The 20545-nt window shown below is 71.8% G+C and carries 20 protein-coding genes; 9 read left to right on the top strand and 11 right to left on the bottom strand.

What is annotated here, in order from left to right:
* Nucleotides 1-831: MFS transporter (locus tag ACO2Q3_RS13375; RefSeq protein ID WP_423307223.1), on the top strand; the 831-nt coding region annotated here is incomplete at its 5' end.
* Between the two features lie 82 nt (nt 832-913).
* On the opposite strand, the gene ACO2Q3_RS13370 is transcribed toward ACO2Q3_RS13375, so the two are convergent.
* The gene (locus ACO2Q3_RS13370) at nt 914-1699 is read right to left on the bottom strand and encodes an SDR family NAD(P)-dependent oxidoreductase (protein ID WP_423307221.1); all 786 of its coding nucleotides are present in this window, start codon (nt 1697-1699) and stop codon (nt 914-916) included.
* Between the two features lie 198 nt (nt 1700-1897).
* Here ACO2Q3_RS13370 and ACO2Q3_RS13365 point away from each other — a divergent pair, with 198 nt between their 5' ends.
* Entirely contained in the window at nt 1898-2170 is a 273-nt protein-coding gene (locus ACO2Q3_RS13365) for a hypothetical protein (RefSeq protein WP_423307219.1), read from the top strand.
* A gap of 58 nt (nt 2171-2228) precedes the next feature.
* Nucleotides 2229-3935: a tetratricopeptide repeat protein gene (locus ACO2Q3_RS13360; protein ID WP_423307217.1), complete on the top strand. Its 1707-nt coding sequence runs from the start codon at nt 2229-2231 to the stop codon at nt 3933-3935.
* Between the two features lie 168 nt (nt 3936-4103).
* Here ACO2Q3_RS13360 and ACO2Q3_RS13355 read toward each other — a convergent pair whose 3' ends face one another.
* The 6 genes from ACO2Q3_RS13355 to ACO2Q3_RS13330 are packed head-to-tail and all read right to left on the bottom strand — an operon-like array spanning nt 4104 to nt 10305.
* Nucleotides 4104-5102, bottom strand: coding sequence for a fatty acid desaturase family protein (locus ACO2Q3_RS13355; protein WP_423307215.1), 999 nt, complete (start codon nt 5100-5102; stop codon nt 4104-4106).
* 8 nt (nt 5103-5110) lie between these two features.
* Nucleotides 5111-5902 carry a class I SAM-dependent methyltransferase gene (locus tag ACO2Q3_RS13350; RefSeq protein ID WP_423307213.1) on the bottom strand — a complete coding sequence of 264 codons (792 nt, stop codon included), beginning with the start codon at nt 5900-5902 and terminating at the stop codon, nt 5111-5113.
* A gap of 11 nt (nt 5903-5913) precedes the next feature.
* On the bottom strand, nt 5914-7008 hold the full coding sequence (locus ACO2Q3_RS13345; protein ID WP_423307211.1) for an FkbM family methyltransferase: 1095 nt from the start codon (nt 7006-7008) through the stop codon (nt 5914-5916).
* Nucleotides 7005-8171, bottom strand: a complete 1167-nt coding sequence (locus ACO2Q3_RS13340; protein WP_423307209.1) for an ATP-grasp domain-containing protein — start codon at nt 8169-8171, stop codon at nt 7005-7007. Before ACO2Q3_RS13340 ends, ACO2Q3_RS13345 begins: the two co-directional genes overlap by 4 nt.
* Nucleotides 8164-9219: a Gfo/Idh/MocA family protein gene (locus ACO2Q3_RS13335; protein WP_423307207.1), complete on the bottom strand. Its 1056-nt coding sequence runs from the start codon at nt 9217-9219 to the stop codon at nt 8164-8166. The genes ACO2Q3_RS13340 and ACO2Q3_RS13335 overlap by 8 nt, the downstream gene beginning before the upstream one ends.
* Nucleotides 9220-9231: 12 nt before the next feature.
* A complete protein-coding gene (locus tag ACO2Q3_RS13330; RefSeq protein WP_423307205.1) occupies nt 9232-10305 on the bottom strand; it encodes an aminotransferase class I/II-fold pyridoxal phosphate-dependent enzyme in 1074 nt (357 codons plus the stop codon).
* 225 nt (nt 10306-10530) lie between these two features.
* Between ACO2Q3_RS13330 and ACO2Q3_RS13325 the strand changes: the two genes are divergently transcribed.
* Both ACO2Q3_RS13325 and ACO2Q3_RS13320 read left to right on the top strand, forming a co-directional pair.
* Nucleotides 10531-11619: a class I SAM-dependent methyltransferase gene (locus ACO2Q3_RS13325; RefSeq protein ID WP_423307203.1), complete on the top strand. Its 1089-nt coding sequence runs from the start codon at nt 10531-10533 to the stop codon at nt 11617-11619.
* A gap of 121 nt (nt 11620-11740) precedes the next feature.
* Nucleotides 11741-12559, top strand: coding sequence for a TauD/TfdA family dioxygenase (locus ACO2Q3_RS13320; RefSeq protein WP_423307201.1), 819 nt, complete (start codon nt 11741-11743; stop codon nt 12557-12559).
* A gap of 21 nt (nt 12560-12580) precedes the next feature.
* Here ACO2Q3_RS13320 and ACO2Q3_RS13315 read toward each other — a convergent pair whose 3' ends face one another.
* The 4 genes from ACO2Q3_RS13315 to ACO2Q3_RS13300 all read right to left on the bottom strand — a co-directional run bounded on the left by ACO2Q3_RS13315 (nt 12581) and on the right by ACO2Q3_RS13300 (nt 17258).
* Nucleotides 12581-13924, bottom strand: coding sequence for an MBL fold metallo-hydrolase (locus tag ACO2Q3_RS13315; protein ID WP_423307199.1), 1344 nt, complete (start codon nt 13922-13924; stop codon nt 12581-12583).
* Nucleotide 13925: 1 nt separating this feature from the next.
* On the bottom strand, nt 13926-14819 hold the full coding sequence (locus ACO2Q3_RS13310; protein WP_423307197.1) for a class I SAM-dependent methyltransferase: 894 nt from the start codon (nt 14817-14819) through the stop codon (nt 13926-13928).
* 115 nt (nt 14820-14934) lie between these two features.
* Entirely contained in the window at nt 14935-15855 is a 921-nt protein-coding gene (locus ACO2Q3_RS13305; protein ID WP_423307195.1) for an SDR family NAD(P)-dependent oxidoreductase, read from the bottom strand.
* Nucleotides 15856-16010: 155 nt separating this feature from the next.
* The gene (locus ACO2Q3_RS13300) at nt 16011-17258 is read right to left on the bottom strand and encodes an MFS transporter (RefSeq protein WP_423307193.1); all 1248 of its coding nucleotides are present in this window, start codon (nt 17256-17258) and stop codon (nt 16011-16013) included.
* Between the two features lie 142 nt (nt 17259-17400).
* On the opposite strand from ACO2Q3_RS13300, the gene ACO2Q3_RS13295 reads away from it, so the two are divergent.
* The 4 genes from ACO2Q3_RS13295 to ACO2Q3_RS13280 all read left to right on the top strand — a co-directional run bounded on the left by ACO2Q3_RS13295 (nt 17401) and on the right by ACO2Q3_RS13280 (nt 20537).
* On the top strand, nt 17401-17910 hold the full coding sequence (locus tag ACO2Q3_RS13295) for a GNAT family N-acetyltransferase (RefSeq protein WP_423307191.1): 510 nt from the start codon (nt 17401-17403) through the stop codon (nt 17908-17910).
* 57 nt (nt 17911-17967) lie between these two features.
* Nucleotides 17968-18570: a DUF1285 domain-containing protein gene (locus tag ACO2Q3_RS13290; protein WP_423307189.1), complete on the top strand. Its 603-nt coding sequence runs from the start codon at nt 17968-17970 to the stop codon at nt 18568-18570.
* Nucleotides 18567-19214, top strand: coding sequence for a CoA pyrophosphatase (locus tag ACO2Q3_RS13285; protein ID WP_423307187.1), 648 nt, complete (start codon nt 18567-18569; stop codon nt 19212-19214). Before ACO2Q3_RS13290 ends, ACO2Q3_RS13285 begins: the two co-directional genes overlap by 4 nt.
* Nucleotides 19215-19286: 72 nt before the next feature.
* Nucleotides 19287-20537, top strand: coding sequence for a CCA tRNA nucleotidyltransferase (locus ACO2Q3_RS13280; RefSeq protein ID WP_423307185.1), 1251 nt, complete (start codon nt 19287-19289; stop codon nt 20535-20537).
* Nucleotides 20538-20545 lie beyond the last annotated feature (8 nt).

Below are 20545 nucleotides of genomic sequence, written 5' to 3'. Positions count from 1 at the left end.
CCGGCCATGGCCGCCCTGACCGAAGCGGGGGGCTGGAAGCCGGTGGCGATTGCCATCGCCGCGGCCACCGCCATCCTGGCCCCGGTGGTCTGGCTGCTGGTTCCCGAGCGGCCCGAGAGCATCGGCCTTCGCCCCTATGGCGCGCCGGCGGACTGGCCCGCGCCGGCGGCGGTGTCGGGCTCCGGCGCGCTGACCGCCGCGTTCGGGGCGCTGGGCCGGGCGGCCCGCACGCGCACCTTCTGGCTGCTGTTCGCCGGCTTCTTCGTCTGCGGCCTGACCACCAACGGCCTGGTCGGCATGCACCTGATCGCCTTCTGCGGCGACCACGGGATGCCGGAGGTGAAGGCGGCGGGCATGCTGGCGGCGATGGGCCTGTTCGACCTGATCGGCACCACCCTCTCGGGCTGGCTCACCGACCGGTTCGACAGCCGCAAGCTGCTGTTCGCCTATTACGGCCTGCGGGGGCTGTCGCTGATGGCGCTGCCGTTCACCGACTTCTCGATCGTCTCGCTCAGCGTGTTCGCGGTGTTCTACGGCCTGGACTGGATCGCCACCGTGCCGCCCACCGTGCGCCTGGCCAGCGAGGCGTTCGGCGATACCGACGGGCCGATCGTGTTCGGCTGGATCGCCGCCGGCCACCAGGCGGGCGCCGCCACGGCCGCCTTCGGCGCCGGTCTGATCCGCACCGCCGAGGGCAGCTACCTGCAGGCCTTCGTGATGGCGGGCTTCACCGGCCTGATCGCCGCGGTGCTGTCGCTGATGATCGCGCGCCAATCTCCCCCCCCCATGGGGGAGGGGGACCGCGAAGCGGTGGAGGGGGCTCCAGCCTGACGCCGGCGCTCCGCTGGAGCCCCCTTCCCGGCCTTCGGCCGGACTTCCCCCAGAGGGGGAAGAGAGACAGTGACTGGTCTCCTCAGCCCCGCCGCGAACCCACCGGGTGCGAGCTCGACAGGCCGCCGTCGACCACGATCGCCTGGCCGTTGACGTAGGAGGAGTCATCGGACGCCAGGAACAGGGCCGCGCCGGCGATCTCGATCGGTTCGCCGCCGCGCTTGAGCGGATTGAGCTGGCCGATCTTGTCGTCGGTGCCCTTGGACCGGGCCAGATTGTAGATCGGCTTGGTCATGCCGGTCTCGATCAGGCCCGGGCAGATGGCGTTGACCCGAACGCCGGTGCCGTAGAGCACGTTGGCGGTGGTCTGCACCAGGTTGATCACCCCGGCCTTGGAGGCGCTGTAAGGAATGCCCCCGGCGCCCGAGCGGATGCCCGCCACCGAGGCGGTGCAGATGATCGAGCCCTTGCCCTTGGCGCGCAGGATCGGGCTGGCGTGCTTGATGGCCAGGAACGGGCCGATCAGGTTGATGCGCAGCACCTCCATCCAGAAGGCGGCGTCGATCTCGGCCATCGGCGTGCCGCCGCCGGAGATGCCGGCGTTGGCGTAGACCACGTCCAGGTCGCCGTATTCGGCCATGGCGCGGTCGATCGCGCCCTTGACGTCCTCTTCCAGGCCGGCGTCGCCGCTGATCGCCAGCGCCGTCCCGCCGTCCTTGCGGATCAGTTCGGCGGTCTCCTCGACCTCGGCAGCGCGGTCGAAACAGACCAGCCTGGCGCCTTCCCTGGCGAACAGCTGGCTGGTGGCGCGGCCGATGCCGCTGGCCGCACCCGTGACGACGGCCACACGGCCCTCCAGACGTCCCATGACCTTCTCCCTTTGCAGATTCCGGCTTTTCAAATTTCTGCCGGCCTTGTTCAGCCTGGGCGACCTCGGGTCAAGGGCCGGGGCGAGGGGCCGGGGTGAGATGGGGCAGGGGGGCGGTCTCGCCGGCCCGGCGTTCAGACGGCCTTAACCATGTCGGTGGCCCTCTGGGCGGGCTCCTTTTCCTGCCGGCGGTCCGACGTGTCCCAAGCCCTTGCCCGCTCCTGGCGCGCGCCCGCCAACGATCCGCCGGCCCCGGCGGACCGGCGCGAGCGTCTGCTGGATCCCGAGGTGCTGGACCGCTACCTGCAGCTGCTGTCGCTGGACGTCGAGGCGCAGCGGATCAAGGCCGAGCGGGACCGCGAGATCGCCGAGATCGAGGCGCGCTGCCAGGCCGAGAACGCCCGCATCGCCGAGGAGCACGCCGCCCGCATGGCCAGGCTTGGCGCAGCGCCGGCGCCGCCGAAGCTTTAGCGGCCATTAACCATGATCGGGGAGGGTCGGGGACCGTCCTGCCGGGAATCCGACTCGCATGTCCTCCGCCCTCGCCGCCGCGCCGCCGCGCGATCGCCTCGCCGATGGCAAGGCGCGCCTCTATGCGGGCGATCCCGCCGGCGCCGCCCAGGCGTTCGCCGCCGCCGCGCAGGAGGACCCGTCCAGCTTCGAGGCCCGCTACTGGCTCTACAGCGCTCTGGTCGCTGGCGGCGACTGGGACAGCGCGAACGCGGCCATGGAAGAGGCTCGCACGATGCACGCGGTGTCGGTGCTGCGCGGGCTGCGGGTCGACATGATCCGCTTCCAGACCGACAAGGCCTACTGCGCCGAGATCGGTCGCAACGCCTACGCGGCCAAGCTGATGGGGCCGGCCAGCGTGGCCCTGGGCCGTGGCCTCGACTTCGACCGGCTCGATGCGACGCTGATGCTCAACTACGGCCTGTCGCTGCAGCACCAGGGGCGCCTGCGCGAGGCGATGGAGGTGTTCAAGGCGGCCTCGGAGATCTTCGCCAATCCGGTGCTGCACGAGTTCCTGCTGCACCCGGTGTTCATCTCGCAGTGCGGCCCGGGGCCCCTGGCCGAGGAATCGCGCCGGTGGGGCGACCTCTACGCCCCGGCCCTGCCGCCGCACTCGGTGACGTTCGCCAACCCGCGCAACACCGACCGGCCCCTGCGCGTCGGCTATCTCGGCCCGACCTTCACCCGCAACCAGGTCCGGCAGTTCCTGCTGCCGGTGCTCGAGGCGCACGATCCCGCCGCGGTCGACCTGCACCTCTACTGCGCCGACCCGGACAGCGAGGCGCCGCTGCCGGCCACCGCGAAGCTGCGCAGGATCGGCGGGCTCAGCAACGAACAGGTCGCCGCCATGGTGCGCGACGATGCGATCGACGTGCTGATCGACATCTGGGGCCACACCGCCGGCAGCCGCCTGCCGGTGTTCGCCCTGCGCGCCGCGCCCGTGCAGATCGCCTGGATCAACTTCCTGCAGAGCACCGGCCTGACCAGCATGGACTATGTGTTCCACTGCGACGGCATGGCCATCCCCGGGACCGAGGCCTTGTTCACCGAGGAGATCTGGAGCCTGGGCGAGCTGATGAGCCCCAGCCGCCCGGCGGACGACCGGCCCGACCCGACGCCGACGCCGGCGCTGAGGCGCGGCTATGTGACCTTCGGCTCGTTCAACAATCCGGCCAAGCTGAACGAGATGACGGTGGCCGCGTGGTCGCTGATCCTGCGGGCGCGGCCCAGCAGCCGACTGGTCCTGAAGTACGCCTATTTCGAGGATCCGGTGCTGCAGCGGGTGACCCGGGCGCGGTTCGCCGCCTATGGCGCGCGGCCCGAGCAGCTGGAGTTTCGCGGCGAGACCAAGGGCCTCGACTACCTGCGGGAGTTCCGCGACATCGACCTGGCGCTCGACCCGTCGCCCGCCATCGGCGGCACCACGACCCACGACGCCCTGGGCAACGGCGTGCCGGTGCTCTCGCAGCTGGGCGACAACTACTACGCCCGCAGCGCCGCCTGCACGGTGCTGCCGCTCGGCATCCCCGAGCTGGTGGCCGACGGCTGGGACCAGTACGTCGAACGGGCGCTGGAGCTGACCGCCGACTTCGAGGCGCTCGACCGCCTGCGCGCCCGCATCCGCCCGGCCTTCGAGGCCTCCTCCTACCGCGACGAAGCCGGCTTCACCCGCAAGGTCGAGGACGCCTTCCGCCAGATGTTCGCGCGCTGGGTGGCGAAGGGCTAGGCCGCCGCCGGCGCGGCCCCTCACCTTCCCACGCCCTGGCGGGCGCGGGCCCCTTCCTCTCCCTGCAGGGAGAGGAAGATGAAAGGCGCAGATCACGCGGGAGCATTTCCTCTCCCTTGAGGGAGAGGAAGGGGCCCGACCGCGCAGCGGTTGGGAAGGTGAGGGGCGTCACCGCCCGCCTGTGAAGAACCCCTCCCGCGCCAGCAGCTTCACCCCGTTCCAGTAGCCGACCTCGAGGTGGCGGTGCCGGCCCGCGTCGCGGAACAGGCCGTGCAGCGCGCGCAGGTGGTAGTGCGGGATCGCCGGGAAGTGGTGGTGCTCCAGGTGGTAGTTCATGTCGGCGTAGAAGAAGCTGGTGACCGGATCCAGCACCACGGTGCGGGTCGAGGCGGCGTAGTCGCCCGGCGTCTCGCCGGCCGTCAGGCCGAAGTGCTGCAGCGCCGAGAGGGTCTTGGTGGGGAAGGTCAGGCAGAAGGGCGCCAGCGAGATCGCCAGCGCCAGGAAGGGCGAGCCGAACGCCAGGCAGACGCCGATCAGCAGCGCCTGGCCGGCCAGCACCGCCCGCGCGCCGTCCCGCAACTGGATGAACTCGGCGCTGCCGGGCGGGAACAGCCGGGCGAGCGCGCCCCTGGGCTCGGCGCCGGCCGCGTTCAGCGCCAGGATCTGCAGCCGCCGCCAGAGCGTCCCGACGTCCACCGTCAGCAGGGCGAGGGTCCCCAGGATCGTCAACCGGGCGTGCGGATTGGCCTCCAGGTCGCCGTCGCCGAGGGTGTTGCGGTGATGCGCCGGGTGGGTGACCTCGAAGTAGCCGTAGTTGCTCCAGGTCAGGATCGAGAACAGGCGGAAGAGCGCCAGGTTCAGCCGCCGCGAGGAGAACACCGAGCGATGGTAGAGCTCGTGGCCGATCCCCGCCCAGCCGAGGAACGACCAGGCCATGACATGCGGGATCAGCAGCGCGATCGCCGCCAGGACCTGGCCATGCACGAACAGCAGGTCGGCGGTGGTCAGCAGGGCGACATGGAACGCCACGCGGATCGCCAGCAGCAGCGCCGCCAGGCCGTCGCGCCGCGTCGACAGCCGGCGATAGGTCTCGCGGTCGAGCAGCGGCCCGGCGCCCCCGTCCCCCGTCCCGTCGCCGCCTGTCGCCTCGCCGCCCGTATCGGCCATCGTCCGTCCTAGACGCCCATCTTCAGGAAGTCGCGGCCTGCCTGGCCGACCAGCAGGATCGCCAGCATGGTGTGCTGGATGCACACGACAAGCTCGCGCTCGGCCAGGCCGTTCACGAAGGCGGTCACGTCGCTGTGGATGCCGGAGGCGAAGTCGTGCCAGACGATCACCCCGCTGTCGCCGACCATGCGGCGGGCGTTGGCGGTGTCGATGGTGATGGTCTCGGTGTCGTGGCCGCCGTCGACGAACACCAGGTCCACCGATCCCTCCAGCCCGTGCGCGGCGGGGTCGAACCGGCGACTGTCCTGCTGCAGCAGGGTCAGGCGCGACCGCTCCGCCGCGGTCAGGCCGGTGGTGTAGTGCGGCCCGCGGGCGCCCTGGGCGCCGCGCAGATATTCGTCGTTGATGTCGCCGTCGCTGTGGATGTCGGCCTTGGCGAAGGCGTCCAGCGGCCGGTCGGCCACGTGGCTGTCACCGAGATCCAGCGACCAGACGGCGCAGTCGTCGGCGGAATTCTGCACCAGCAGCGACGTCGAATAGCCGAGGAAGGTGCCGAACTCGAAGATCTGGCGGGGGCGGACCAGCTTGATCAGCGAGACCAGGGCCGAGGCCTCCAGCAGGGTCACGCTGCCGATGTCGCTGGACGGCACGTTGATGGTCATCGGCACGGGCGCCGGATCGGCCGCCTCGATCTTCATGAACACGACCTTGGGCTTGATCTGCACCAGGCCGGCGGCGTGCGCCGCGCAATAGGCGGCGAGCTCGGCGGGCGTGTTCATCAGCGCGGGCTCGGCGGCCATGACGGCTCCCATCAGACAAAGAACATCACGGTTTCGGACCAGCCCTGGGTGTAGTGCCGCAGGTAGACCCTGTAGTCCGGGTGAAGCGCGCGGGCGTATCGCCACACGGTGCGGAAGTCGCTGGCGCGGTGGTAGACGGCGATGGCCAGCTTCGGACGGTCCTCGCGGATATGCCGCTGGCAGCCGGCCAGGGCGGTCAGCTCCCAGCCTTCCAGGTCCATCTTGATCAGGCTGACGGGCTCGGCCACGGCCAGGTCCAGGGTGGTCATGCGCACCGTCTCGCCCGGGCCCGAGGTGACGGCGGAGGCCGATCCCGCCTCGGCGTCGAAGGTCAGGCTGCCCGGCTGGTCCGAGACGCCCTGTTCGTGGAAGACGATGTCGCGGTGGGCGGCCAGCCGGGCCCGCGCCGCGCGCATGTTGCGCTGCGATGGCTCGAACAGGTGCACGCGCCGGTAGTCGGGATAGCGGCGGCAGAATTGCTCGGTGGTGTCGCCGTCGAAGCCGCCGGCGTCGACGAACACCTCCGCGCGCAGGTCGAGGAAGGCCTCGAAATACTGGTCCTGCAGGCGAACCGAATAGGCCCGCATGTACCGGGCGTCGGCGGTCAGCCGGTAGCGGACCAGGTCCAGCAGGGTCTGGCGGGACGTCTCGTCCTCCAGGCTGGCGAAGACGTCGGCCCATTCCGGCCGGTGCGCGCGCCAGTCGTCGCGCTGGTCGCGCACGAACCAGGGCTGGTCGATGGCGCCGCCGGCGGCGGCGATCAGGTCGCGGACCTGGATCAGCGTTGCCTTGCCGGCGGCGGCGATGCGCTGTTCGACGGCGACCGGGCTGATCGAGGTGGAGCAGTTGATCACCACCGCGTCGGCGGGGAGGGCGGTGGTGGCGATCGCCGGCAGGCCGCGCCAGGTCGATCCCGGCTCGGCGAAGTCGTCGACCAGGCCCTCGAGCCGCAGTCGGCCGGCCAGGTCCGCGGACTGGTCGTTGCGGCCGACCACGAAGCACGGCCGGCGCGAGGCGCCCGACAGCAGGTCCCGGGCGAGATCCTGGTTGGCGGCCGGCGCAACGAGCGCGGCCTCGGCCGCGGCGATGAAGTCCTGGGCGGTCATCCGGCGGCCAGCTCGCGGCCCAGCACCGAATAGAGCTGGCCCTCCAGGGTGGCGCGCATCAGCTCGGCCAGCGGCGCGCCGGGCTCGGTGCGGGCGAACAGGATGCCGATCCGGGCGAAGGGCGCCTGCGCCACGCGGTCGCCCGCCAGCGACTGCGGCACGAAGCGCTCGACCTGCAGCGGACGGTTGAAGCGCAGCGCCTCGAAGGTCTGCGGCGCGCGCAGCGAGATCGTGTGGCGCATGATCGCGCCGGCCTGGCGCGGGCTGTCCCTGAACGGCAGGCCGAGGAAGGGGCGGGCATAGTTCTCGGCGTAGGCAAAGCCGGTCGAGAGCTCGATCAGCAGGCTGTAGAGGTCGCCCGGGCAGCGGCGGGTGATCTCGACGATCCAGAACCGCCCGTCCGCGGCGATGAACTGGGTATGGATCAGGCCCGACGTCAGCTTCAGGTCCCGCGCGATCCGCTCGATCGCCGCGCGGACCTCGGCCAGCAGCGCCGGATCGAAGTCGGGAACCACGCAGCTGGTGTCGACGGTGAACGGATTGATCGAGCCGTGCTCCTCGACGATGAAGTCGGCGACCACGCCCTGCGGGCCGAGGAAGGCGGTGTGGCTGTAGAGCTGGCCGGTGACGAACTCCTCGATCAGGCAGGCGCCGGTGGCGGAGAAGCGCCTGGCCAGGGCCAGGGCGGCGGCGACGTCGTCGGCCGTGGGCGCCGCCAGGGCGGTGACGCCGCGGCCGCTGTAGGCGTCCACCGGCTTGACGATCACCGGCCGGCCGGCGACCGCGTCGGCTTCGGCGACCTGGCGCGGCGCGGGGATGTCGTTCCGGGCGGCGTAGCGTCGGAAATCCTGCTTGTTGCCCAGGGTGCGGACGACCGCCATCGGGTCGATGCCGGGGAACGGCCGGCGCGCGCTGATCGCCGCGCAGGTCTCGTACGACAGGTCGTTGCAGCCGGGGACCAGGTAGGTCGCGCCCAGCCGCTCGACCAGCGCCAGGGTCGCCTCGACGTCGGAATAGTCGAGGTCGACGTAGTTCGCCGCCGCCTTGGCCAGGTAGTCGGCGGGGTTGCGCCCGACCACGTGCACCTCGAAGCCGGCGCCCTCCAGATACTGGTGGATCGGCGCGGCGGCGACATTGGTGTCGAGCAGGACGACCCTATCCATCGCCGAGTTCGACCAGCGAGCGGGTCTGCGCCGAGTGGCGGATGGCGTCGGCGACGCGGACGTTCTGCGCGCCGTCGAAGGCGGTGACCACCGGCTCGGCGACCCCGGCGATCACGTCCAGGAAGTTGTCCAGCTGCCGCGCCAGCGGATCCTGGCGCACCACGGGGATCACCTCCTCGGTGAACGGCGTGTGCCACGACGGCGCCTGCGGCGCCCGGTGCGCCTTCAGCCGCATGGTCGGGAAGTCCAGCGAGCCCAGGGTGCCGGTGATCGAGTAGCAGTCCTCGTCCGGATAGGTCGGATAGACCGGGTTCTCGCGCGAGGTCATCTCCCAGCTGCGCGGCGAGGCGCCGGTGTCGGACAGCACGAAGGTCCCCAGCGCGCCGTTGTGGAACTGCAGGTTGATCGCCACCGTGTCCTCCACGGGGAAGCCGCGCAGGGTGTTGGAGGCGATCGCCTGCACCGCGGCGATCTCGCCGCACAGGGTGCGCATGATGCCGATCTCGTGGATCAGGTTGATCAGGATCGGGCCGCCGCCGATCTCCCGCCGCCACGGGCCGGCGTCGAAATAGGCCGGCGGCTTGTAGAAGATCGCGCTGCCCTGGATCGCCACCAGCCGGCCCAGCCGGCCGTCCTCGATGACCTTCTTCGCCGTCGCCATCAGCGGGCTGTGGGCGCGGTGGTGCCCGACGATCGCCCTGGCCTTGCGGCGCGCGACCAGATCGACCAGGCGGACGGCGTCCTCGTAGGTGGCGGTGACCGGCTTTTCGATCAGCACCGGGATGTCCCGCTCCACGCACAGGGAGGCCTGGTCGTAGTGGAACTCGTTGGGCGAGGAGATGATCACCCCGTCCGGGGCGACGGCCGCCAGACAGACTTCCAGGTCGTGGAACAGCGGCACGTTCAGCCGCTCGCCCACGTCGTTGAACACCGCCCGCTCGGGGGTGACGATGGCGGCCAGGTCGCAGCGCGCGCTCTGCAGGATCAGCTCGATGTGCTTGCCGCCCATCAGCCCGGGGCCGACCACCACCAGTCTCTGCGTCGTCATCGGCGGCGCTCCCTAGCCGACGCTCTGCGCCAGGGCCGCGGCGATGCGGCCGGTCTGCGCGTGGTCGAGATCGACCCGGAACGGCAGGCCAAGCACGGCGCTGCCCAGCCGGTCGGTCTGGGTGAGGTCGCCGCGCGGACAGCCCGCGAAGGCCGGGTGGGTGTGACAGCCGCGGCCCCACCAGGCGCGGGTCTCCACGCCCGCGGCGGCCAGGTCGCGGGCGACGGCGTCCGCCGCGCCGTCCGGCAGCCGAACGCAGCAGACGCTGGTCGCCCAGCTCAGGCCCCAGCCCTCCTGGAAGACCACCTGCGGCAGGTGGGTCATCGCCGCGCGCAGGCCCCGGGCGGCGCGCAGCCAGCGCAGGCGGTCGTGCGGCCAGGCATCCAGGGCGGCGAGGCCGACGGCGGCGGCGTATTCGCTGAGCTTGGCGTTTGTAGCGGGCATCTGCGACTCGCGCGCGCCGCGGAAGCCGAAGCTGGTCAGCTCGCGCACCCGCCGCGCCAGATCCGCATCCTCGGTGGCCAGGAAGCCGCCCTCGCCGATGCCCAGCGCCTTGGTGGCGTGCAGGCTGACCACGGCGGGCAGGGGGGCCGCATTCAGGGCGTCGAAGGCCGCGGCCGCGTCCACCACCACCGCGATGCCGGTCTCCGCCCGCAGCGCCAGCCAGGGCGCGAGGTCCGGCATCAGGCCGAACGGGGCGACGACGATCACCGCCGAGACCGGGCCCGGGGCGCCGGCCAGCGCCGCGCGGACGGCGTGCGGCTGCAGCGTCCAGTTCTGCGGATCGACGTCCAGCAGCCAGGGGGTCAGGCCGGCGGCGGCGACGGCATGGGCGGTGGCGACGAAGGTGTAGGCCGGGATCGCGCAGAGGCTGCCGGGGGGCAAGCTCAGGGCCTGGAGGCAAAGGGCCAGGCCCTGCGTCGCGTTGGCGCAGGTGACGATTTCGGTCCCTGGCGCGAACCGCGCCGCCAGGCGGGCCTCGAAGGCGGTGAGCAGCGGTCCGAAGTTGGAATACCAGCGCGCCTCGTCGATCCGGCGCAGATAGGGCGCCAGGGCTTGCGCCGTCGGCAGTTGCGGGCGCGCCACGGCCAGCGGCTCAGACGGCGCGGCGGCCAGGACGGGCGCCGGAGCGGTTGAACGTGCGGGGCGGCCAAGGGCCATGGTGATTCTGCGGATCCCTGCGTGGAGCCAGCAGCCTAGGGGTGCAATTGCGCCATTATGGTTAACGGCGAGGGGGCGATCTAAGCAGGCTGTTTACCATATCGCGCGATCCCTGAGGCGCCCGCGACGGGCCACGGCGGAATGAGCGAGATGTCTGTCACCCTGGTGTTCCCGGTTTCGACGCCGGACGGCCGCGCCTACCTGAGCCAGGCGCTGGAGCGTGGCGAGCCGGTGGTCTGCGCCTCGGTCGACGCCAGCGATCCCACCGCCGGCGCGGCGCCCTGGGTGCGGCTGCCGCTGGTGCACGAGCCGGCGTTCCTGCCCGCCTTCCTGGCCCTGGTCGAGACGCATGGCGTCACGCGGATCCACGCCGCCGCGCACATGGTCCACGCCGCGCTGGGCGACCTGCTGCGCGAGCAGGGGCTGACCGGGCTGAAGATCATCAACCGCTCGCCGCTGCAGCAGGAGTTTGCCCGCTGGGACGACATCTTCGCCCGCGCCGGCAACTGGCGGCGGCTGATCGGCGCCCTGGTCCCCGCCAAGGCGCCGCCGGAGCCGGCCTTCCTGGCCGGGGTGATCCGCCTGGCGTTCGACCTGTTCGGCGAGTCCTACGACGACAAGCTGGCCGCCCTGCTGGCCTGCCTGCTGGACGCCCCGGACGGCGACATGGTCGAGATCGGCTCGCTGTTCGGCCGTTCCGCCAGCGTGCTGCTGGCCGGGCGCGGGCTGGGCGGGGCAGACCGGCGGCTGTTCGTGTTCGATCCCTGGAGCACCGAGGCGGCGGCGCAGAAGGAAATGCCGCAGATCATGCAGGACTATACCCGCGCGGCGGGCCTCGAACGCGTTGCGCTCGCCTTCGAAGCCACCTTCGCCGCCCTGGCGCCGCCCGGCGCGATGACCGCCTACCGCACGCCCTCGGCCACGGGCAACGCCATCTATCGCGGCCAGGCCGACGGCGAGGCGGCGCGCCTGCTGAAGGCCCGCCCGGCCCTGCGGCCCGCCGGCCGCATCGCCCTGCTGCACATCGACGGCAACCACGACTTCGAATTCGCCGCCGAGGACGTCGAGCTGTGGTCGCCACTGGTGCCGCCGGGCGGCTGGGTGGCGATCGACGACTATTGCTGGCGCTACGGCGACGGCCCGAGGCTGGCCGGCGACGCCCTGCTGCAGCGCTGGGGCGACGAGGTGGCGCGCGCCTTCGTGGCCGGCGACTGCCTGTTCATCCAGCGCGCCGCCTGAACCCGCCGGCGGGCGCGCTGCGGGCCCTCTTCACCGGCCCGCAAGGAATTCGGCCGACCAAGGTGGGGCAATGCCGTCCGCATCTGATTCGCGCGGCGGGCGCAGCGAGCGGAGACCGGCCATGGCCGCCCCCTGGATGAAGACGATTGAGGCCTGCGGCCTGGACGCCGAGGCGCTGCGGGCGCTGGTGCAGGACGAGATGGCGCAGGCGTCGGTGCTTCGGCTTCGCGGCGTGACGCCGCCGGGCGAGCCGCTGCCGTTCTGGCGCAGCGTCGGCGAGGTGCTGGGTCCATCCTGCGACGTGGTCGAGGACAGCGTCACCGGCCAGCCCAAGGTGGTCCCGGGCGCCTGGATGGACGTGCGCTTCGAGCCGGACCGCCCCGACACCTATCGCCATCACAAGGTCGGCCAGCCGCTGCACTCCGACGGCGCCTATTCGCCGGCCGACTACGCCGACCAGATCGCCCTGTTCTACCTGGAGCGCCAGGCGCGGACCGGCGGCGAGAGCCTGTTCGTCGACGCCGCCACGGTGGCCGAGCGGGCGCGGGCGCAGGACCCGGCGCTGCATGCCGCCCTGACCACCCTGCCCGTGCAGTTCGGCAAGGTCGGCGCGGGCCGCACGACGCCCATCCTGTCGACCCGCAACGGCCGGCTGAAGATCAACTGGAACTATTTCCGCGTGCTGCCCGGCCAGGGCGAGGCGGTGGACCGCCTGCGCGAGGCCTTCCGCCGCTTCCTGGAAGACATGATCGAGGACGGGGCGGTGACCTGCTTCCGCCTGGAGGCGCGCGACGTGGTGTTCTTCCGCGACGACGAAGTGCTGCACGGCCGGCGCGACTTCCAGGCCGAACAGAGCGGCGAGCGCCTGCTGTGGAAGACCTATTTCCTCCCGCCGGCCCAGACCGCCGCGCATCGTTCCAGGACCGCGGCCGCCGCCTGACACGCCGCCCGGGCCGTCCGTTCAGGACAGCAGGGTGAAGTGCACCATCGCGCGGTGCAGGTCGTGGACGTAGACGTCCGGCGTGCGGCGCACGCCCAGCAGGGCGCTGGCCTCCATGGCGTTCCAGGACAGCAGGCCGGTGACCAGGCAGAACAGCAGCCGCGCATCCAGCGCATAGGTCAGGCTGGCGCGCTCGCCCGCCTCGACCGCGGCCACCATGGCGCCGGCGTCGGAATCCAGCGCCAGCCGGAACAGGAACGCGCGCGCGCCGGTCTCGTCCCTTGCGTCGAGATAGACGTCCATCGGCAGGGAAAGGCCCATCCTGCCGCGCCGGGCGGCGAAGTTGGCGGCGCACTTCTTCAGCGCCCGCGGCCAGTCGAACGGCGTGTCGGCCGGCAGGGCCAGTTCGGTGAAGCTGGGCGCGCGGCAGGCCAGGGTCAGGGCGTAGGCGGCGCGCAGGTCGTCGTCGAAGCCGCGATAGCCGGCCCGGCAGTCCTCGGTGACCGCCAGGGTGGCGCTGTCCAGCACGTCGCCCGGATAGAGCTTGGCCAGGGTGTCGGCGCGGCCGGCCTCGTCCAGCGCCGCGCGCAGTTCACGCTCCAGCGGCTGCGGCAGGAAGCGCGACAGCGGCGCGGCCGGGCCGCCCAGCACATATTCGCCGCCGGCCGGGATGGCGCGGCGGGCGCCCAGGGCCAGGACCACGTCGCGGAAGTTGCCGGCGGTGCGCTTGCGGCTGGCGCGCATGGCCCTGAGCTTGGCCTCGTCGTCGTAGTCGGCCATCGCCATCGGGAACAGCGAGGCGGACGCATAGGGGACCTGGGCGATGTCCGGGCTGCCGTACTGGCGCGCGATGCGCTCGGCGTCGGCCGGCAGGATGGTGTTGTCCACCGCCAGGAACAGGCGCGTCCCGTCCGCGTCGGTCAGGTAGAGCGAGGTGTCGAGGTCGTATTCCACCTGGCTGTCGTCGCCGCGGGTGTTGCCGTGGAAGTCCTTGAACAGCACCGCCTGGGCGCCCTTGCCGCCAAGCGGCGTCGGGGTCTCGAAGGCGATTTCGCGGATCGTGCCGAAGCCCAGCGCCGCGATCGCGGACTTCAGGTTCGGCGTGTTCATCCGGCCGATCACCACCGGGATGTCGCGCGCGAAGGGCGCCAGCGTCTGCGGATGCAGGTGATCGTGGTGCAGATGGCTGATGTAGATCAGGTCCGGCCGCGAGGCCCAGACCTCGGCCTTCAGCGCCTCCGGCGCCGGCGGGAAGTTCCACCAGGTCTGCTGGCAGGGTCCGTCGAACCAGGGGTCGGTGAGCAGCACCTCGCCGGTGGACAGGGTGATCTCGAAACAGGCGTTGGCGATGTAGCGGAACCGCATCTCAGGCCGCCTTCGGCGCGGCGACCACGGTCAGGCTGCGTCCCATGCCGACGCCGAACAGCGCCTGTCCCAGGTCCAGGAAGGCGTCCAGCCCCCGCTCGGCCATCAGCAGGTCGATCGCCATCCGGGCCCGGTGCGCCGGCTTGCCCTGCGCCGGGTCGGCCACATAGTTCGAGCCCGGGTGCATCAGGTACCAGTCGATCGGGAAGCTGGCGAAGGCCAGCCGCACGTCGAGGCCCAGCCGTCGCATCAGGGCCGGCAGGCTCTGGCTGTCGAAATAGTTCAGGTGCTGCGGCGGGGCGACCCAGAAGTCGCGGTCGACCAGCCCGCCCTGGCGGGCGGCGAGCTGCAGGGCGCTGAAGTCGTTGGGCACGGTGATGGCCACCACCCCGCCCGGCCTGAGCAGCCGCGGCAGGCGCGCCAGCAGGCCCTCGGGATCGGTGACGTGCTCCAGCACATGCTCCATCACGCAGACGTCCGCCGCCGCGCCGTCGTCGATCAGCCGGTCGAGGTTCTCCAGCGCGTCGCCGCAGGTCACCCGGTCCAGATAGTCCGGATGGAAGCGCCTCAGGCCGTCCTCGGAATAGTCCAGGCCCCGCACGGCGAAGCCGGCCGCGTCCGCGGCCTTCAGGAACCAGCCTTCGCCGCAGCCGATCTCCAGCAGGCTGTCGCCCGCCGCCGGCGACCGGCCCCGCGCCCGCTCGACCGCCAGCAGGGTCTGGGCGGCCAGCAGGCCGCGATGGCGCACCTCGGTGTCGGTGTAGCCCTGGGCGTAGGTGCCATGCGAGCCCTGGAAATATTCCTGGGCGTAGAAGGCCTTGAGGGCCTCGGGACTGGGCGTCGGCGAGATCGATCGCCAGCCGTCCGGATGGGTGACCAGGGTCTGGTCGGCCATCGCATGCGCCTCCTCAGGTCGGGCCCGGGCCCGTGCGGCGCAGAGTGTCGATTGATTGCGGGGAAGTCGAGCGGGCGTCCCGCCATCGCGAGACGCCCGGCTCTTGCAGGGGCGCTTAGTTGGCCGGGGCCGGTTGCGGCGCCGGGGCCTGGCGGGCCAGCGGGTAGAACTTCTCGCTCATCTTCGGCAGGGCTTCCGACAGGATGCTGTCGAGGGTCCAGCCCTCTTCCTTGGTCACCGTCTCGATCGGACGCGGCTGGCTGTAGAGGATGATGTTCTCGCCGGCGGCGCCGAAGAACTGGCCGGAGACGGTCTTCGCCGCATCGGCGATCAGGGCCACGGCGAAGCGGGCCGGCTGGTCGGCGCGGATGGTCTGGGCCATCTGCGCGCGGCGCGCCGCGGCGGCTTCGTCCTTCACCGGCACCGACTGGGTCATGCGGGTCCAGGCCACCGGGGCCAGGCAGTTGGCGCGGACGTTCTTGGCCGCGCCTTCCATGGCCAGGATGCGCGACAGGGCGGCGATGCCCATCTTGGCCGCGCCGTAGTTGGTCTGGCCGATGTTGCCCAGCAGGCCCGAGGTCGAGGTGAACAGCACATAGGCGCCGTCCTGCTGGTCGCGGAAGTGCTCGATGGTGGCGCGGCAGACGTTGAACGAGCCGCGCAGGTGCACGTCGATCACCCGGTCCCAGTCTTCCTCGCTCATCTTGTGGAACATGCCGTCGCGCAGGATGCCGGCCGGATTGATCACCGCGTGCAGGCCGCCGAAGGTGTCCTTGGCCTGCTCGACCATGCCCTGCACGGCCTTCAGGCTGGTGACGCTTTCCGAATTGGAGACGGCCTCGCCGCCTGCCGCGCGGATCTCCTGAGCCACCTGCTCGGCGGGACCGGCCGAGCCTTCGTCGCCGCCGCCCAGGCCGCCGCCCAGGTCGTTGACCACCACCTTGGCCCCGTTGGCCGCGGCGATCAGGGCGCAGTCGCGGCCAATGCCGTTGCCGCCGCCGGTGATCAGAACCACCTTGCCCGAAAGAATGCCCATCTTAGTATCTCCCTGAATTCATTCCAAAAATGCATTTTGCGCCGTTGGCCGGCGGCCAGGGCCCCGGCAGGCGCGCAATGATCGGCGCGGATTCATACCCACGGCCCGCCCGGCCACAAGGGCAAAATCTTGCGCCCCGGCTGCCGATCGCCCGGCTATTCGAGACGATCCGCCTTCCGCAGCGCCGGGAACAGCTGCGCCCACACCCCGGTGACGATCAGGGCGCCGACGCCGCCGAACACGGCCGCGCCCACCGGCCCCAGGAACCGCGCCACCACGCCGCTCTCGAACTCGCCCAGCTCGTTCGACGCCGAGATGAACAGGCTGGAGACCGCGCCCACCCGGCCGCGCATGTGATCGGGGGTGACCAGCTGCACCAGGGTCTGGCGCACGAACACGCTCAGCATGTCCGCCCCGCCCAGCACCGCCAGGGCGGCGACCGACAGCCACATCCACTTCGACAGGCCGAACACGATGGTGGCGAGCGCGAACGCGGCCACCCCCAGGAACATCTTGATGCCGGCCCGGGTGCGGATCGGCCGGGCCGCCAGGAAGAAGGCCACTGCCGCCGCGCCCACCGCCGGTCCGGCGCGGAGGATGCCGAACCCGGTCGGGCCGACCTTCAGCACGTCCTGGGCGAAGGCCGGGATCAGCGCCGTGGCGCCGCCCAGGATCACCGCCGCCAGGTCCAGCGAGATGGCCCCGAACACGATGCGGTTGCTCCACACATAGGCCAGGCCTTCCTTGACCAGCTCCAGCCGCGAGCCGGTCTGCACCACCGGGCGGGTGTTCTTGCGGATCACCAGCACCAGCAGGGTCGCCGCCACGTAGAGCGCCAGGGTGACCATGAAGGCGACCTTGGACGACAGCCCCACCAGGAAGCCGGCCGCCGCGGGACCGGCGATCGAGGCGGTCTGCCAGGCGAGCGAGTTCCAGGCGATGGCCCGCGGCAGCAGCTCGCGCGGCACCAGCATCGGGCCCAGGGCCGTGGTCGCCGGCGAGAAGAAGGCGCGCGCCGCGCCGAACAGCACCGCCACGCCCAGGAACACGTTCACGCTGGCGTGGCCGCTCGCGGTCGCGGCCACCAGGATGCCGACGGCGACGATCTCGACGAGGTAGCACAGCACCAGCACGCGCCGGCGGTCATAGCGGTCGGTGGTCTCGCCGGCCGGCAGGGCCAGGAAGAACAGCGGCAGGAAGGTGATCAGGCCTATAAGGCTGACGTTGAACGAGGCCTGGCCGATCGACAGGCCCTGGTCGCGCGACAGGTGGTAGACCGTCCAGCCCATCGCCACGCTCTGGATCTGCGAGCCGAAGCTGCCCAGCCAGCGCGACGCCCAGAACAGCAGGTAGTCCGTCTCCTTGAGCAGGAGGCGGGCCGGGGGCGTCGATATATCGGACATGAGCGCTGCCATAGCGCGCAGCCGCCGGGCGGCGCAATCGCCGATTCCCGTGGCGGTTGGCGGAATGCCACGTTGACCCGGCCGGGCATCCCCCCTAATTGCGCCGACCCGCCGCGACCTGGGCGGCCAGCGCCGAAGCATGATGTCCGATCTCGCCGTCCGCGCCGCGCCGCGCCTCTCCGTCGAACGCCCCGAAGACCGGGCCGAGGCCGACGCCCTGATCGCCCGCGCCTTCGGCCCTGGACGCCACGCCAAGGCCGCCGAGCGCCTGCGCGAACACAATGCGCCGCTGGAGGGCCTGTGCTTCGTCGCCCACGCCGATGGCCGGGTGGTCGGCTGCGTGCGCCAGTGGCCGGTGCTGATCGGCGACACGCCAGCGGTCTTCCTGGGGCCGATCGCCGTGGACGACGCCTTCCGTCACCATGGCCTGGGCGGCGCCCTGGTGCAGCGGGCCAGCGACGCGGCCAAGGCGGCCGGGCACCGGCTGATCCTGCTGGTGGGCGACACGCCGCTGTTCCGCCGGGTAGGCTTCGAGGCCGAGCCCGCGCGCCGGGTGACGATGCCGGGGCCGGTGGACCAGCGCCGGGTGCAGGTGAAGCCCCTGGCCGCCGGCGCGGAAGCCGGCCTCGGCGGCCCGGTGACGGTCCCCTGATCGCGACTGTCCTCGCGGGAGCTTGAGACGGCGGGGCCTGCAGCCTACCTTCGCCGGATGAGTGAAACGCAACCCAGCGGCGGGCCATCCGGGCTCGAGGCCGTGATCGCCACGGCGAAGAAGCAGGCTCCGGGCCGTGGCCTGCCGCCGGTGCACCTGTGGCACCCGGCGCACTGCGGCGAGATCGACATCGTCATCAAGAAGAACGGCCTGTGGTTCCACGAGGGCACGCCGATCGGCCGCGAGGCCCTGGTGCGGCTGTTCTCGACGGTGCTGCGCAAGGATCCCGACGGCTTCCACCTGGTCACGCCCGTCGAGAAGATGCGCATCCGCGTGGAGGACGCCCCGTTCATCGCCACCCGGGTCGACCGCGTGGAGAACCCCGCCGGGGAGGCGACGCTGAAGTTCCTCACCAACGTCGGCGACGAGGTCGAGGCCGGGCCGGACAACGCCATCCGCGTGGAGATGGACGCCGAGACCGGCGAACCGCGGCCCTATCTGCACGTGCGCCGCGGCCTGGAAGCGCTGATCAACCGGCCGGTGTTCTACGAGCTGGTGGAGCTGGCGCAGGAGCGCGAGACCCCGGACGGGCCGACGCTGGGGGTGGAGTCCAACGGCGCCTGGTTCCCGGTGGGGCCGCCGGGAGCGCACTGCCTGTGAACCCGCATTGCTCGCCCGAGGAGCTGCGGGAGTGGATCACCCAGCATCTCGATCCGCTGGACGCCCAACCGGCGCATCCGGCGTCGGTGCGCTCCGACTATGACCTCAACCCGCAGGACGCGCCGGCCCAGCCGTCGCCCCTGACCCCCGCCGCGGTGCTGATGGGGCTGGTGGCGCGCCCCGCCGGCCTGTCGGTGATCCTGACCCGGCGTTCGGACACGCTGCGCAAGCACACCGGCCAGGTGGCGTTTCCCGGCGGCCGCGCCGACCCGGGCGAGACGCCGTGGCAGACGGCCCTGCGCGAGGCGCACGAGGAAATCGGCCTGCATCCGGAGCGGGTCGCGGTGGCGGGCCTGTCGACGCCCTATCAGACCGGCACCGGCTATCTGGTGACCCCGGTGGTGGGCTTCGTCGAGCCGCCGTTCGACCTGACGCCGAACCCCGACGAGGTGGCGGTGATCTTCGAGACGCCGTTCGGCTTCCTGATGGACCCGTCCAACTACGAGGAAAAGCAGGGCCGCACGCCGGCCGGCGACCAGCGGCGCTTCTATGCGACCACCTGGGAGGACCAGTACATCTGGGGCGCCACGGCGGGCATGCTGCGCGCGCTCTACGAACGGCTCTACGGCGCGGCGATGGGCTGAGGTCCGCCAGCCGTTGCGAAACCGGGGCCGCCGACGCTATCTGCGGCGGATACCGCAGCGAAGGCGCCGTCGATGAGCGAGACCCTGTCCCCGCAGCCCTGGATGAAGCATCCGGGGACCATCGCCGTGATGGCCGCGCTGGAGGCGGCCGGCGGCGCGGGCTGCGCCCGGTTCGTCGGCGGCTGCGTGCGCAACGCCCTGCTGCGCAAGCCGGTGGACGACATCGACATCGCCACGGTGCTCACCCCCGACCAGACCATCGCCGCGCTGAAGGCGGCCGGGCTGAAGGCGATCCCCACAGGCGTCGACCACGGCACGGTGACCGCCATCGCCGAGGGCAGGCCCTTCGAGGTGACCACCCTGCGCCGGGACGTGGAGACCGACGGACGCCGCGCCGTTGTGGCCTTCACCCAGGACTGGTCCGAGGACGCCCAGCGCCGCGACTTCCGGCTGAACGCCCTCTATTGCGACGCGGACGGCACGCTGCACGACCCGACCGGCGGCGGCCTGGCCGATCTGCGCGCAGGGCGGATCGTGTTCGTCGGCGAGGCCGAGACGCGCATCCGCGAGGACGCCCTGCGCATCCTGCGGTTCTTCCGCTTCCTGGCCTGGTATGGCCGGGGCGAGCCGGACGCCACGGCGCTGGCCGCCTGCCAGGCGCTGCGCGACCTGACCGCGACGCTGTCCGCCGAGCGCGTGTCCAAGGAACTGCTGAAGCTGCTGGCGGCCGAGGATCCGCGCGCCGCGGTGTCGCTGATGGCCAGGACCGGCGTGCTGTCGGTAATCCTGCCGGAGGCGCGGGGCCTGTCGCGCTTCGAGCGGCTTGTGACGATCGAGACGGAGATGCTGTTCAGCGAGGACGCCGAGCTGCGCCTGGCCAGCCTGCTGCCCGACGATCCGGCCGTCGGCCTGGCCGTGGCCCAGCGGCTTCGCCTGTCCAACGCCCAGCGCGACCGCCTGGTCGCGGCGCTGGGAACGGAGCCGAAGCTGGTCTCGTGGATGAGCCCGCGCCAGGCGCGCCAGATCATCTATCGCATCGGCCTTAGGCCCTTCCTCGACCGGGTGACCCTGGCCTGGGCCGCGTCCGAGCGGCAGGCGGCGACGACTCAATGGCGGGCCTTGCTGCCCCTGGGCCAGAGCTGGTCGATCCCGTCCTTCCCCCTGACCGGCGACGAGGTGGCGGCCGCGGGCGTGCCGCGCGGACCGCTGATGGGGGCGGTGATGCGCGAGGTGGAGGACTGGTGGGTCGACAACGACTTCATCGACGACAAGCTGTCGATCGTCGAGCGGCTGAAGGCGGTGGCCCAGGGCATGGTCTACTGAGGACCCGC

It is taken from the genome of Caulobacter sp. KR2-114, from assembly GCF_049446115.1.
Lineage (GTDB): Bacteria > Pseudomonadota > Alphaproteobacteria > Caulobacterales > Caulobacteraceae > Acaudatibacter.
Note: the sequence above shows the minus strand (reverse complement) of the source record. Positions and strands in the feature narration are given on the sequence as shown.

Coding starts and splice junctions, on each gene's coding strand:
- ACO2Q3_RS13370 (WP_423307221.1), bottom strand. CDS start 1,699: ATGGGACGTCTGGAGGGCCGTGTGGCCGTCGTCACGGGTGCGGCCAGC.
- ACO2Q3_RS13360 (WP_423307217.1), top strand. CDS start 2,229: ATGTCCTCCGCCCTCGCCGCCGCGCCGCCGCGCGATCGCCTCGCCGAT.
- ACO2Q3_RS13355 (WP_423307215.1), bottom strand. CDS start 5,102: ATGGCCGATACGGGCGGCGAGGCGACAGGCGGCGACGGGACGGGGGAC.
- ACO2Q3_RS13350 (WP_423307213.1), bottom strand. CDS start 5,902: ATGGCCGCCGAGCCCGCGCTGATGAACACGCCCGCCGAGCTCGCCGCC.
- ACO2Q3_RS13345 (WP_423307211.1), bottom strand. CDS start 7,008: ATGACCGCCCAGGACTTCATCGCCGCGGCCGAGGCCGCGCTCGTTGCG.
- ACO2Q3_RS13340 (WP_423307209.1), bottom strand. CDS start 8,171: ATGGATAGGGTCGTCCTGCTCGACACCAATGTCGCCGCCGCGCCGATC.
- ACO2Q3_RS13335 (WP_423307207.1), bottom strand. CDS start 9,219: ATGACGACGCAGAGACTGGTGGTGGTCGGCCCCGGGCTGATGGGCGGC.
- ACO2Q3_RS13325 (WP_423307203.1), top strand. CDS start 10,531: ATGTCTGTCACCCTGGTGTTCCCGGTTTCGACGCCGGACGGCCGCGCC.
- ACO2Q3_RS13320 (WP_423307201.1), top strand. CDS start 11,741: ATGGCCGCCCCCTGGATGAAGACGATTGAGGCCTGCGGCCTGGACGCC.
- ACO2Q3_RS13315 (WP_423307199.1), bottom strand. CDS start 13,924: ATGCGGTTCCGCTACATCGCCAACGCCTGTTTCGAGATCACCCTGTCC.
- ACO2Q3_RS13310 (WP_423307197.1), bottom strand. CDS start 14,819: ATGGCCGACCAGACCCTGGTCACCCATCCGGACGGCTGGCGATCGATC.
- ACO2Q3_RS13305 (WP_423307195.1), bottom strand. CDS start 15,855: ATGGGCATTCTTTCGGGCAAGGTGGTTCTGATCACCGGCGGCGGCAAC.
- ACO2Q3_RS13300 (WP_423307193.1), bottom strand. CDS start 17,258: ATGTCCGATATATCGACGCCCCCGGCCCGCCTCCTGCTCAAGGAGACG.
- ACO2Q3_RS13295 (WP_423307191.1), top strand. CDS start 17,401: ATGTCCGATCTCGCCGTCCGCGCCGCGCCGCGCCTCTCCGTCGAACGC.
- ACO2Q3_RS13290 (WP_423307189.1), top strand. CDS start 17,968: ATGAGTGAAACGCAACCCAGCGGCGGGCCATCCGGGCTCGAGGCCGTG.
- ACO2Q3_RS13280 (WP_423307185.1), top strand. CDS start 19,287: ATGAGCGAGACCCTGTCCCCGCAGCCCTGGATGAAGCATCCGGGGACC.